Source organism: Umezawaea tangerina, from assembly GCF_003002815.1.
Classification (GTDB): Bacteria; Actinomycetota; Actinomycetes; order Mycobacteriales; family Pseudonocardiaceae; genus Umezawaea; species Umezawaea tangerina.
Genome location: NZ_PVTF01000005.1, coordinates 18,151 through 30,000 on the forward strand (window position 1 = coordinate 18,151; position 11,850 = coordinate 30,000).

Genomic DNA, 11,850 nt, shown 5'->3' on the forward strand with positions numbered 1-11,850 from the left:
CCCGTGACCGTCGGATGAGGTAACGCATGAACCCCGAGGAATTCCGCGCCGCCGCCCATCAGCTGGTCGACTGGATCGCCGACTACCGGACCCGCGTCCCCGAGCTGCCGGTCCAGGCGCGGGTCAAGCCGGGAGAGGTGGCGGCCCAGCTGCCCGCGGCGCCACCGGCGGCACCGGAGGGGTTCGACGCCGTCCTGGGCGACCTGGACCGGGTCGTGGTGCCGGGGATCACCCAGGTCCAGCACCCCCGCTACTTCGGCTGGTTCCCCTCCAACGCCACGCTCAGCTCGGTCCTGGGGGACATCGCCGCGTCCGGTCTCGGCGCGCTGGGGATCACCTGGCAGTCCGCTCCGGCGCTGACCGAGGTCGAGGAGGTCGTCGTCGAGTGGCTGCGCGAGCTCACCGGACTGCCCGCGTCGTGGCGGGGGTCCATCCAGGACACCGCGTCCAGCGCCTGCCACCTGGCCCTGCTGGCCGCCCGTGAACGCACGACCGACTACTCCGGGACGCGCGGCGGCCTCCAGGCCGAACAGGCGCCACTGACGGTCTACACGACCGAGCACGCCCACTCCTCCATCTCCAAAGCGGTGGCGCTGGCCGGTTTCGGCATGGACAACCTGCGCCTGGTCGAGACGGACCCGTGGACCCGCGCGATGTCGCCCAAGGCGCTGGCCGAGGCGGTGGCGGCCGACGTGGCCGCCGGGAAGCGGCCCACCGCGGTGATGGCGGGCCTCGGCACCACCGGCACCACGGCCATGGACCCGCTCGCCGAGATCACCCGGATCGCCGCCGAGCACCGCATGTGGGTGCACGTCGACGCCGCGATGGCCGGTTCGGCGCTGCTGCTGCCGGAGATGCGGTGGATGATCGACGGCGTCGAGGGCGTCGACTCGCTGTCGTGGAACCCGCACAAGTGGATGGGCACCGTGATCGACTGCGCGCTGCTCTACGTCGCCGACCCCGACCACCTGGTGCGGGTGATGTCCAGCAACCCCTCCTACCTCCGTTCCACTGTGGACGGAGAGGTCACCCAGTACAAGGACTGGGGCATCCCGCTGGGACGGCGGTTCCGCGCCCTCAAGCTCTGGTTCCAGCTGCGCCTGGACGGCGTCGAGGCCATCCAGGACCGGCTGCGGCGCGACCTCGACAACGCCCGCTGGCTGGCCGAGCAGGTCGAGGCCGCACCGGGCTGGCGCCTGTTGGCCCCCGTCGCGCTCCAGACCGTCTGCATGCGCTACGAACCGGCGGGCATCACCGACGGCGACGCGCTCGACGCCCACACGCTCGCCTGGGTCGACGAGGTCAACGCCTCGGGCGCCACGCTCATCACGCCGTCGCTGCTGGACGGGCGGTGGTCTGTCCGGGTGTCGATCGGAGCGGAGCGGACCGAGCGGAGCGACGTGGCAGCGGTGTGGGAGGTGCTGCGCACGGCGGCCGAACGCCGCTGACCACCGGCGCTCACCCGGGATCCCGCCCTCGGACCGCGTCCAGCAAGCGCTCGACCAGCTGGCACGCGGCGACGTCCGCACCCGGCTCGCCCTGTCCGACCGGGAGCACCGGGCTCTCAGCCCGCGGGCTTGGTGCGGGTGTCGTAGGCCTCCTGGGCGGTGAGGACCTCCGCCAGGTGGTCCACCGACCACTGCGTGAGCGCTTTCAGCGGCACCCGGAGCGTCTCGGCCAACGGGGTCAGCTCGTACTCCACGCGCACCGGCACCGCCGGGTGGACCGTCCTCAGGACCAGGCCGTCGCGTTCGAGGGCGCGCAGGGTCTGGGTGAGCATCTTCTCGCTGACCCCCGACAGCCGGTTCCGCAGGTGGGTGAACCGGCAGGTCCCCTGCGCGATGAGCTCGCCCAGCACGAGGACCGACCACTTGTCGCCGATCCGGTCGAGCAGGTCCCGCGACGGGCAGCCCCGCGTGTACGGGTCCCACGACGTTGTCGTCCTGATCACAGCGTCGCCGTCCGCCACCACGCCCACCTCTCCACTCTCCACTGGGTGGCTACCTTACCAAAAGGTGGCTACTTCCCCTTGGTGAGCCATGGGGACACGGTTGGGCCTCGAAGGTCACCCAGCACGACGAGAACAGCTCCCCCGGAGCCGACCGGAAAGGTCCAACCGATGTCCAGCCGCAGTACCCGACGCGCACTTCTCGCCCTCACCGCGACGTCCGCCACCTTGGCCGCACTCGCCGTCCCCGCCACCGCCGTGCCCGCCGACGACCACGACGTCCGCACGATCACCGTCAACGGCGGCAACGCCTTCCCCGAGAGCGTCGCCGCCGACGACCACTTCGTCTACACCACCAGCATCGGCGACGGCGCCGTCCACCGCGGGCGCCGCGGGGCGAAGACCCTCGACCCGTTCCTGCCCGCGGGCCAGGACGGCCGCACCCAGGCCACCGGGATCAAGATCTCCGGCGACCGACTGCTCGTCGCCGGAGCCTTCACCGGGCGCTTCTTCGTCTACACCGGCGCCGGGCAGCTCGTCTCCGCCTACACCGTCCCCGACACCGGTGAGCCGACCCTCGTCAACGACGCGGCCGTGACCCCGAACGGGGACGTCTACGTCACCGACTCCTTCCGCGCCGTGGTCTACCGGATCCCGGCCGCCGAGGTGCGCTCCCCCGCCACCGGCACCCACCGGACCCTGGAGGTCGCCCACCACCTGCCGGACTACGTGGCGGGCCAGTCCAACGGCAACGGCGTCGTCGCCACCCCCGACGGCAGGTTCCTGGTCATCGGCTACTGGTACAGCGGCGCGCTCTACCGGCTCACCCTCGCCACCGGCGAGGTCCGCAGGATCACCGCACCCGCCCTGCCCAGCGCCGACGGCCTCGCGCTGCGCGGGAACACCCTCCACCTGGCCCGCTCCACGGACAACTCCGTCACCACCATGCGCCTGTCCGACGACAGCACCAGCGCCACCGTCGTCTCCGTGCGCACCTACCCCGGCGCCGACACCACCACCGGCGTCGCCGTGAGCGGGAACCGCCTGCTGGTGACCAACTCCCAGATGGACACCTACCTGTACGGCACCCCGCTGACCAGTCCGGTGTTCACCATCACGAGCCTGCCGCTGTGCTGACCGCCCGGCCGCGGTTCACCACGTGAGCACGGTCTTGCCCAGGGCGTGGCGGGTCTCGCTCAGCGTGTGCGCTGCCACCGGCGGTCCGGCTACCGGTCACGACAGCCATCCGATCGGCCCGTCGCCCCACCGGCCACAGTGGACAGTCGTGGGCGTGGCCGCTTCCCGTCCGGAGGTTGCCTCCGCGAGGCGCATCTCACCGATCTACTACTTCACTAGTGAAAGGTGTTACCTTGGGCCGCAGCCGATGACGGAAAGGAGACGGCCTTGAACACGCGAAGGCAGCCCGACCAGGCACTTCCGGTCGTGACCAGTGCTGTGGGCAAGAAGTACCGCCGGGGCTGGGCGCTGCGGGAGACGACCTTGGTGATCCCGAGGAACCGGGTCGTGGCCCTCGTCGGCCCGAACGGGGCGGGCAAGAGCACGCTGATGGGGCTGATCACCGGTCTGCTGCGCCCGACGACCGGGGGGATCACCGTGTTCGGCGACCACCCGACGGGCAAGGGGCTGCACCCCGCGGTGTCCTACCTGGCCCAGCAGAAGCCCCTGTACCAGCACTTCACCGTGACCGAGACGCTGACGTTCGGGGCGCGGACCAACCCGACCTGGGACCAGGGCTACGCCGAGCACCTGGTCGCGCAGGCGGGGGTGCCGATGGGCGCGAAGGTCGGCACCCTGTCCGGCGGGCAGCGCACCCGCGTCTCCCTGGCGCTGGCTCTGGGCAAGCGCCCCAAGCTGCTGCTGCTCGACGAGCCGCTGGCCGAGCTGGACCCGCTGGCCCGCGAGACCGTGCTGCGCGCACTGATCACCGAGGCGAGGGACCAGCACATCACGGTGGTGCTGTCCTCGCACGTGCTGGCGGAGCTGGAAGGCGTGTGCGACCACCTCGTCCTGCTCCACAACGGACGGATCCTGCTGGCCGGTGACGTCCGCGACCTCAGCGCGAGCGGCGTCCCGCTCGGACAGCTGGCTCTCGACCGCATGCGTGCGGCTGCACAGGAGGAAGCGGCATGATCTGGACCTCGTGGCGGCTGCAGCGCCTGCAGCTGCTCACCCTGCTGGGAATGCTGGTCGTCGGCGCGGCCGCGATCGTCCTGCTCCGGTCGAACATGGTCGACACCATCACCTCGACCGGGCTCGCCCAGTGCGTGACGCAGGACGTCAAGGACTGCACGGCGTCCGAGGCGATGACGGACTTCCGGGCGGCCTGGAGCAACCTGTTCTACCTGGGGCAGGCCGCGATCCTCGGTCTGCCCGCCCTGGTCGGCGTGTTCATCGGTGCCCCGCTCTTCGCCCGCGAGCTGGAGCAGGGCACGCACGTCCTGGCCTTCACCCAGTCGGTGAGCCGCACCCGGTGGATGGTCAGCAAGCTGGTGGTCGCGCTCGTGCCCGCCGTGATCGTGCTGGCCGTGCTGCAGTACCTGGTCTGGTGGTGGCTGTCCTCGGCGGGCGCGTTGGGACCGCTCAACAACGGCCCCTACAACGCCATCAACTTCAGCATCGCCCACGCCTCGCCCGTCGGCTACGCGCTGTTCGCCTTCGCGCTCGGCACCTTCCTCGGGGTGGTGTCCCGCCGCACCCTGGTCGCGATGACCGCGGGGCTCGCCGCGTTCATCGCCATGCGGTTCGCCCTGTCCGCCGTGGTGGACCGCTTCGCCCCCACCCAGCGCATGGAGACCACGGGCGACAAGAGCCTGGGCGTGGAGACGGACGGCAGCCTGGTGCTCGGCAGGGGCTGGCTCGACGCCGCCGGACTGCCGGTCCCCGAAGACCGGGCACGGACCCTGATCCAGGCCTGCAAGGCGCCGACGGGCGCGAAGCCGAGCCAGGAGGAGTTCCTGGCGTGCCTGCCGCGCTCCGGGCTCGCCAAGAGGTACGCGTACTACATCCCGGAGAGCCAGGCGTGGCAGGTGCACCTGGTCGACCTGGCGGTCTTCGGCGTGCTGGCGGGCCTGCTGCTGGTGGGCACCGCCTGGGCGTTGCGGCGCCAGAGCTGAGCGTGTGGTGGAGGCCCTGAGCTGCGGGAGCACCTATGCTGACCGATGTGATCGAGTTCCGGATCGACCGGCACTCCGGGGTCTCCACCTACATGCAGTTCGTCCAGCAGGTCAAACAAGCCATGCGCCTGGGACTGCTCAACCCCGGTGACCGGCTGCCCTCAGCGCGGGAGGTGGTGGAGGCGACCGCCGTCAACCCCAACACCGTCCACAAGGCCTACCGCGAGCTGGAACGCGAGGGGCTGGTGGAGGGCCGCCGCGGGCTGGGCACGTTCGTGACCAAGTCGCTGTCCTCAGCGGCCACCACCGGCGACGACGCGCCGCTCCGCCAGGAACTGGCGGGCTGGATGGGCCACGCGCGCGACGGCGGTCTCGCCGTCGAGGACGTCGACGCCCTGTACTCCGCAGTCCGAGACGAGCTCTACCCCGCCGAGGAACGATCATGACCCCGTTGAGCGCCACCGCCGTGGGCAAGCGATACCGCGACCGCTGGGCGGTCCGCGACTGCTCCTTCACCCTCCCCGAGGGCAAGGTCGTCGCCCTGATCGGCCCGAACGGCGCGGGCAAGAGCACCCTGCTGCGCATGGCCGCGGGCCTCGTCCGCCCGACGACCGGTGAGCTGAGGACCTTCGGCGCACCCGTCCGCGGCCGCATCCACCCGGACGTCTCGTTCCTGGCGCAGGACCGGCCGCTGCACCGCGATCTCACGGTGCGCGAGCTGGAGCGCTTCTGCGCGGCCATGAACGACCGCTGGTCCACCGACCGGGTCCACGAGGTGCTGGGGCTGCTGGCGGACGTCGACCTCGACGCGAAGGTCGGCACCCTGTCCGGGGGCGTCGTGACCCAGGTGGCCATCGCGATGGCGTTGGGACGACTCCCCCGGCTGCTGCTCCTGGACGAGCCGCTGGCCGACCTGGACCCGCTGGCCCGCGACGAGACGCTGCGGATCATCATGACCGAGGTGGCCGAACGCGAGACCACGGTGGTGATGTCCTCGCACCTGCTAGCCGACCTGCGCGAGGTGTGCGACCACGTCCTGCTGGTCGACGACGGCCTGGTCCAGGTCGACGGCGACATCGAGGAAGTCCTCGCGCGGCACCGGATCCTGGTCGGCCCGCCCACCGGGGAGTCCACAGTGGAGGGAACGCTCGTCAGCGCGACCCGCACCCAGCGCCAGTCCACCCTGCTCGTGCGGGACGCCGGACCGGTACCGGAGGGCTGGGCGGACTCGGAGCCCGACCTGGAGTCGCTGGCCATGGGCTACCTGCGCGCGTCACGCGAGCGGCGCGCGTCGGCCCGGCGCCGGTAGTCCCCACCCCGACCGGACCCGCACCCCCTTCGGTCTATTTCCAATACAGGTCTGCACTGTATTGTAAGGGCCATGGGAACCGACGACCGCGCTCCCGGCCGCCCGCGCAGCAAGGAGGCCGACGCGGCGATCCTGGGCGCCGCGCTGGAGCTGTTCATCGAGCGCGGCGCGGAGGCGACCAGCATCGAGCAGGTCGCCCGGCGGGCCGGGGTCACCAGGGCCACGGTGTACCGGCGGTTCCCGGACAAGACCCGGCTCCTGATCGCCACGCTCGAGGCCGCCTACGGCAACCCCCCGCGGAGCCCGCGGATCGTCGACGTCGAGCAGCTGGTGGCCGGGTGGACCCTCGTCCTCTCCGACCCGCGCCAACGCCGTCTCCTGCGCCGCGTCTACGGGGCGATCGAGGACAACCCGGAGCTCGCCCGCGCCTACCACGACCAGTTCGGCCGGCACCGCGACCAGGCCCGCCGCGAGGTGTTCGAGCGCGCCCGCGCCCGGGGTCTGCTGCCCGCCGACAGCGACCCGGACGTCGTGCTGGACGTGCTCACCGGAGCGGGGTGGCAGCACCTGGCCACCCGACCGGACACCGGCACCGCCGACGAGGTCGAGCGGTTCCTGCGCGCCGTGCTCCACCAGGTCGGCTACCGGCCGGGCCGGCCCGTCGAGGGAGACCAGTAAGCACCCGAGGACAAAGGAGAGCACCGTGTCGACCGCCACCGTCGAAGCGCAGCAGCGCACCAGGGCCTTCGCCCGTGTCATCGGCCCCTACGTCGCGACCTTCACCACCGTCTACGCGATCCGCCTGCCCGACGGGCTGGACGCCATCGGCGACCTGTTCGCCCAGCCCATCCTGGTGCTGCTGCTCGGCGCCCTCATGCTCGGTGCCGGACTGGTCGTCATCGGCCTCCACCGCAGCTGGCGCGGACCGCTCGCGGTCACCGTGTCGCTGTTCGGCTGGTTCGTCGCCCTGCGCGGAGCCCTCCTGGTCGTCGCGCCCGCGACGGTCGAGTCGGGTGTCGAGGCCACCATGCTCTCGCCCACCGGAGTGCTCCTGGCCCGCGTCTTCTTCGGCGCGCTGGCCGTGATGGGCCTGCTGCTCACCTACGCCGGGTGGTTCACCGGACCGAAGGCGGCGAAACCCGATCACGTGAACGCCTAGCGGCCTTCGCGCTCCATGCGGGCGTGCACCTTGTCGGAGATCCGGTGCAGGGTCCGCAGCTCGTCGGGGTCCAGGACGTCGACGAACACGTCCAGCACCCGGCCGACGTGTCCGGGCGCCGAGTCCACGAGGTGGGCGTGACCGGCGTCGGTCAGGATCGCCTGGATGTACCGGCCGTTGAGCGGGTCGGGCTCGCGGCGCACGAAGCCGCGGCTCTCCAGGCGCGTGACCATGTGCGACAGCCGGGACAGCTCCGAGCCCGCCAGGATCGCGAGCTCGCTCATCCGCAGGCGGCGCTCGGGCTGCTCGGACAGGTGCGCCAGCACGTAGTACTCGATGAAGCTGAGCTTCGAGTCCCGCTGGAGCTGGGCCCCCAGGACGGCGGGCAGCGTCTGGAGGAGCCTCATGAACGCACGCCACGCCGCCAGCTGGTCACCGGCGAGCCAACGCGGCTCGGACTCCCCTGAATCGGACATGCGCGCAGTCTACTGACCTTCGACCGTGACTTGAATCTTCACGTCAGCGTCGCTACGTTCGTAGTTGAAATTTCACGTGACGGTCGGGAACGGCCTTTCGTGGACGACGACGTGGAGGAGCCTCCGTGAAGCTGTACGGACTCGAAGAGCACTTCGTCACCGCCGACGTCGTCGACGCGTGGAAGCGGCACGACCCGACGCTCTCCGCGCCGATGATGAAGTGGGCCGTCGCCAGCGACACCACCCCGGCGCTGCTGGACCTCGACGACACCCGGATCGCCGCCATGGACGACGCCGGGATCGACACCGCGGTGCTGTCCCTCACGACGCCGGGCCTGCAGGACATCGACACCGCGCGAGCGGTCTCCTTGCAGGCGCCCACGAACGACGTCATCGCCGCCGCCGTGCGCCGCCACCCCGAGCGCTTCCAGGGGTTCGCGGCGCTCGCCACCTCGGCGCCGTCGGCCGCCGCCGACGAACTGCGGCGCGCGGTCACCGGGCTCGGGCTCAACGGGGCCCTGGTGAACGCGAGCTCCCGCGGCAAAAGCCTGGACGCGCCGGAGTTCTGGGACGTCTACGAGGCGGCCGAGGACCTGCGCGCGCCCGTCTACCTGCACCCCAGCGTCCCCGTCCGGGCCGTCCAGGACGCCTACTACCGCGGTTTCGGCGAGCGGGTGGACAGCCTGCTGGCGACCGGGACGTTCGGCTGGCACTACGACGCGGGCCTGACCGTCCTGCGGATGATCGTCTCCGGCGTGTTCGACCGGTTCCCCGACCTCCAGGTCGTCCTCGGACACTGGGGCGAGGTCGTGCTGTTCTACCTCGACCGCGTCGCCGCCCTGGACGGCGTCACCGACCTGCGCCGCCCGGTCGCGGAGTACTTCCGCACCAACGTCCACATCACCCCCGGCGGCATCTCCAGCCACAAGTACCTGCGCTGGACGCTGGAGACGGTCGGCGTCGACCGGGTCATGTACGCCTCCGACTACCCGTTCAACCAGGAGCGCGCCGGATCCGCGCGGCGCTTCCTCGACACAGCACCGATCAGCGCCGACGACCGCGACCGCGTCGCCCACCGCAACTGGGAAGCGCTCGTCGCCGGCATCCGGCGCTGACCCTCCCGCACACCACCACCAGAGGAGCGAACTCCCTTGTCCGAACCGGAAAGCCGTCTGCAGGTCGTGTTCGCCGACCTGCGCCGCGCTGTCGACGACGTCATCCTCAAGCACGAGGTCACCCTCGACGAGCTGCTCGCCACCCTCGACTGGGTGCGGCAGGTCGCCGACGCGGGCCAACTGCAAGCCGCGAGCATCCTGTTCTACAAGACCGTCCTCAAGGCGACCGCGGGCGCCTCCTACGCCCACCCGGAGAAGGACGGAGCGAGCTACTGGGAGATGGAGGGCCCCGCCCGCATCCCCGACTCCCCCGTCCTGCCCAGCCCCGCCGTGCTCCCCATGCGCCCCGACGAGCCCGGCGAACCCCTTGTGGTGTCCGGAACCGTGCGCACCACCGCAGGCACCCCGCTGCCCGGTGCCGTGCTCGACGTCTGGCAGATCGACGCCGACGACGTCTACTCCGGCGTGGACAGCAGCGCCTTCCTCCCCCTGGACATCCCCAACGACTCCACCGGCATCCCCACCTACAACCTCCGGGCCAGGGTCGTCACCGACGTCGACGGCCGCTACGAGTTCCGCACCGTCATGCCCGGCACCGAGACCTTCGGGCTGCCCCCGGACACCCCGCTCACCACGCTCGTCGACGCCCTGCGGCTCCAGGGCATGCGGCCCCTGCACATCCACTCGATCGTCTCCGCCGCCGGATGCCTGCCGCTGACCACCCAGATCTACTTCGACGGCGACCCGCTCGTCACCAGCACCGTCGAGGGCGCCGTCCCCGCCGCCGCGGTCAAGTCGACCACCCGCGAGCCCGACCGGCCGCACCGGAGCCTCACCTACGACTTCGTCCTGCGACCGGCGTCACAGATCAACCACTGATCCCCAGATTATCGATAATCTTTGGACATATCGATAACAGCTCGGCCGGGGAGGCCGGCACGCATGGGGAGGGGAACGAGATGTCCAACGGCGCGCTTGCCCCGGAGACCGAGGCCGACGTCCTCGTCATCGGCTACGGCCCGGTGGGGATGACCGCGGCGGCCCTGCTCGCGCAGCAGGGTCTCGACGTCATCGCGATCGAGAAGCACCCGAAGCTGTACAACCTGCCGCGAGCCGGTCACCTCGACGGGGAGACGCTGCGGACCTTCCAGGGGCTCGGCATCGGCGAGCAGGTGGAGATCGTCGCCCGACCGGTCGTGGACTTCGCGCTCGTCGACGCACAACGGCAGCCCTTGCTGAGCCTGTACGTCGGCGAGGACGGCCACGGCTGGAAGCCCGACTACATCTCCTACCAGCCCGAGATCGAGACGATCGTCGACGGGGCCGCACGGGGCTTCGGCGCCCGCGTCGCGCTCGGGGTCGAGGCGACGGAGATCGCCCAGGACGCGGACGGCGTCACCGTGACCGCCCGGTACCGCGCGGAGCCGGCCGCCGAGCCGGTGTCGATCCGCGCGCGATACGTGCTCGGCGCCGACGGCGCGGGCAGCTTCGTGCGTCGCGCACTCGGGATCGGTCTCGACGAGCTCGGCGAGTTCCCGCACCCCGACCTGGTGCTCGACGTCGAGCACGTCGACCCCGACCGGGACCTGGTGGCGCTGCCCGAGGTGTACCAGGTGCTCGACCCCGCGCGGCCGGTGCTCGGCGGCCGCTGGAACGGGGCCCGCTGGTCGCGCTGGGAGTACGCGACGCTGGAGGGCGAGACCCGCGAGTCCCTGGAGCGCGACGACTTCGCGTGGAGCCTGCTCGCGACCTGGGGCGTCACCCCGTCCGACGCCACCATCATCCGGCGCGCCGTGTACGAGTTCCGCAGCACGGTGGCGAAGCAGTGGCGGCGCGGCCGCGTGCTCCTGCTCGGCGACGCGGCGCACACCCAGCCGCCGTTCATGGGCCAGGGCATGCTCTCCGGCATCCGGGACGCGGTGAACCTGGGCTGGAAGCTCACCGCCGTGCTCCGCGACCAGGCCGACGAGTCCCTGCTCGACACCTACCAGAGCGAGCGCGAGCCCCACGTCCTCGACCTCACCCAGCGGTCGATCGCCACGGGGGAGATGGTCACGATGACCGACCCGGCCGCGGCCGCCGCCCGCGACGCCGCGATCCGGGCGGGCGAGCTGCCACCTCCGCCGATCTTCCCCCGGCTCGGGGACGGCATCGTGGTGTCGTCGGACTGGCCGGGCTCCATCGAGGCCACCGGCGGCGACGGCAGGCCGGGGCTGCAGGCGCGGGTGGTCAAGTCCGGCGCCGTCGAGCGGCTGGACGACGCCGTCGGGCCGGGGTGGCGGATCGTCAGCAGGCACCGGGTGGACCGCACGATCTTCACCCCGGAGCAGCGCCGTTTCCTCGACCGGCTCGGGGTGCGGTTCGCGCACGTCACCCCCGGCGCGGCCGAGGGCGCCCTCGTCGACCTCGACATCGACTACGACCGGTGGTTCCGGGCGAACGGCCGCAAGGCCTACGTCGAACGGCCCGACCACTACGTCTTCGGGACCGCGGAGAAGATCGAGGACCTGCCCGCGCTGGTCGACGAGCTCGCCGCCTCCCTCGCCGCGGCGGGATGGCGGACCGGGACGACCACTCCGGCGGCGCGGCGGTGAACCGCGGGCCCCGGGATCCCCGCCCTCGGCCGGGGGCCTCCTTTGTGGACATCCGTCCGCCTGACCGGATGACCTCGACCCCGGTCTGACAGGAATGCGCTTACCCCCAAGGGAT

At 71.6% G+C, this 11,850-nt stretch carries 13 protein-coding genes; 11 read left to right on the forward strand and 2 right to left on the reverse strand.

Translation table 11 applies throughout. From position 1 onward, the window contains the following. Positions 1 to 26: 26 nt before the first annotated feature. The gene (locus CLV43_RS17635; protein WP_106188315.1) at positions 27 to 1,448 is read left to right on the forward strand and encodes a pyridoxal phosphate-dependent decarboxylase family protein; all 1,422 of its coding nucleotides are present in this window, start codon (positions 27 to 29) and stop codon (positions 1,446 to 1,448) included. Between the two features lie 116 nt (positions 1,449 to 1,564). Here the strand turns inward: CLV43_RS17635 and CLV43_RS17640 are convergent, their stop codons facing one another. Continuing rightward, positions 1,565 to 1,993 carry a winged helix-turn-helix transcriptional regulator gene (locus CLV43_RS17640; RefSeq protein ID WP_342749789.1) on the reverse strand — a complete coding sequence of 143 codons (429 nt, stop codon included), beginning with the start codon at positions 1,991 to 1,993 and terminating at the stop codon, positions 1,565 to 1,567. 126 nt (positions 1,994 to 2,119) lie between these two features. On the opposite strand from CLV43_RS17640, the gene CLV43_RS17645 reads away from it, so the two are divergent. The 7 genes from CLV43_RS17645 to CLV43_RS47820 all read left to right on the forward strand — a co-directional run bounded on the left by CLV43_RS17645 (position 2,120) and on the right by CLV43_RS47820 (position 7,550). After that, complete coding sequence (locus CLV43_RS17645; protein ID WP_146174790.1) at positions 2,120 to 3,085, forward strand: SMP-30/gluconolactonase/LRE family protein; 966 nt, start codon at positions 2,120 to 2,122, stop codon at positions 3,083 to 3,085. Between the two features lie 267 nt (positions 3,086 to 3,352). Continuing rightward, complete coding sequence (locus tag CLV43_RS17650) at positions 3,353 to 4,099, forward strand: ABC transporter ATP-binding protein (protein WP_106188317.1); 747 nt, start codon at positions 3,353 to 3,355, stop codon at positions 4,097 to 4,099. Next, the gene (locus tag CLV43_RS17655) at positions 4,096 to 5,082 is read left to right on the forward strand and encodes an ABC transporter permease (protein WP_106188318.1); all 987 of its coding nucleotides are present in this window, start codon (positions 4,096 to 4,098) and stop codon (positions 5,080 to 5,082) included. Before CLV43_RS17650 ends, CLV43_RS17655 begins: the two co-directional genes overlap by 4 nt. Positions 5,083 to 5,129: 47 nt before the next feature. Further along, positions 5,130 to 5,528 carry a GntR family transcriptional regulator gene (locus tag CLV43_RS17660; protein ID WP_211304432.1) on the forward strand — a complete coding sequence of 133 codons (399 nt, stop codon included), beginning with the start codon at positions 5,130 to 5,132 and terminating at the stop codon, positions 5,526 to 5,528. Further along, positions 5,525 to 6,391, forward strand: coding sequence for an ATP-binding cassette domain-containing protein (locus CLV43_RS17665; protein ID WP_106188320.1), 867 nt, complete (start codon positions 5,525 to 5,527; stop codon positions 6,389 to 6,391). Before CLV43_RS17660 ends, CLV43_RS17665 begins: the two co-directional genes overlap by 4 nt. Before the next feature lie 72 nt (positions 6,392 to 6,463). Further along, positions 6,464 to 7,069: a TetR/AcrR family transcriptional regulator gene (locus CLV43_RS17670; protein ID WP_106188321.1), complete on the forward strand. Its 606-nt coding sequence runs from the start codon at positions 6,464 to 6,466 to the stop codon at positions 7,067 to 7,069. Between the two features lie 25 nt (positions 7,070 to 7,094). Continuing rightward, positions 7,095 to 7,550 (forward strand): hypothetical protein, encoded by a 456-nt coding sequence (locus CLV43_RS47820; protein ID WP_170155886.1) that lies wholly within the window; start codon positions 7,095 to 7,097, stop codon positions 7,548 to 7,550. Here the strand turns inward: CLV43_RS47820 and CLV43_RS17680 are convergent. Then, a complete protein-coding gene (locus CLV43_RS17680; protein ID WP_106188322.1) occupies positions 7,547 to 8,026 on the reverse strand; it encodes a MarR family winged helix-turn-helix transcriptional regulator in 480 nt (159 codons plus the stop codon). The two genes, CLV43_RS47820 and CLV43_RS17680, sit on opposite strands and share 4 nt — an antisense overlap. Positions 8,027 to 8,151: 125 nt before the next feature. On the opposite strand from CLV43_RS17680, the gene CLV43_RS17685 reads away from it, so the two are divergent. From CLV43_RS17685 to CLV43_RS17695, 3 genes are all read left to right on the forward strand, one after another. Beyond that, the gene (locus tag CLV43_RS17685; protein WP_106188323.1) at positions 8,152 to 9,141 is read left to right on the forward strand and encodes an amidohydrolase family protein; all 990 of its coding nucleotides are present in this window, start codon (positions 8,152 to 8,154) and stop codon (positions 9,139 to 9,141) included. 36 nt (positions 9,142 to 9,177) lie between these two features. Then, positions 9,178 to 10,020: a dioxygenase family protein gene (locus CLV43_RS17690; protein ID WP_245886614.1), complete on the forward strand. Its 843-nt coding sequence runs from the start codon at positions 9,178 to 9,180 to the stop codon at positions 10,018 to 10,020. 80 nt (positions 10,021 to 10,100) lie between these two features. Further along, positions 10,101 to 11,735 carry a bifunctional 3-(3-hydroxy-phenyl)propionate/3-hydroxycinnamic acid hydroxylase gene (locus CLV43_RS17695; protein ID WP_106188324.1) on the forward strand — a complete coding sequence of 545 codons (1,635 nt, stop codon included), beginning with the start codon at positions 10,101 to 10,103 and terminating at the stop codon, positions 11,733 to 11,735. The last annotated feature ends 115 nt before the right edge of the window (positions 11,736 to 11,850 follow it).

Coding starts and splice junctions, on each gene's coding strand:
- CLV43_RS17635 (WP_106188315.1), top strand. CDS start 27: ATGAACCCCGAGGAATTCCGCGCCGCCGCCCATCAGCTGGTCGACTGG.
- CLV43_RS17680 (WP_106188322.1), bottom strand. CDS start 8,026: ATGTCCGATTCAGGGGAGTCCGAGCCGCGTTGGCTCGCCGGTGACCAG.
- CLV43_RS17645 (WP_146174790.1), top strand. CDS start 2,120: ATGTCCAGCCGCAGTACCCGACGCGCACTTCTCGCCCTCACCGCGACG.
- CLV43_RS17655 (WP_106188318.1), top strand. CDS start 4,096: ATGATCTGGACCTCGTGGCGGCTGCAGCGCCTGCAGCTGCTCACCCTG.
- CLV43_RS17695 (WP_106188324.1), top strand. CDS start 10,101: ATGTCCAACGGCGCGCTTGCCCCGGAGACCGAGGCCGACGTCCTCGTC.
- CLV43_RS17670 (WP_106188321.1), top strand. CDS start 6,464: ATGGGAACCGACGACCGCGCTCCCGGCCGCCCGCGCAGCAAGGAGGCC.
- CLV43_RS17665 (WP_106188320.1), top strand. CDS start 5,525: ATGACCCCGTTGAGCGCCACCGCCGTGGGCAAGCGATACCGCGACCGC.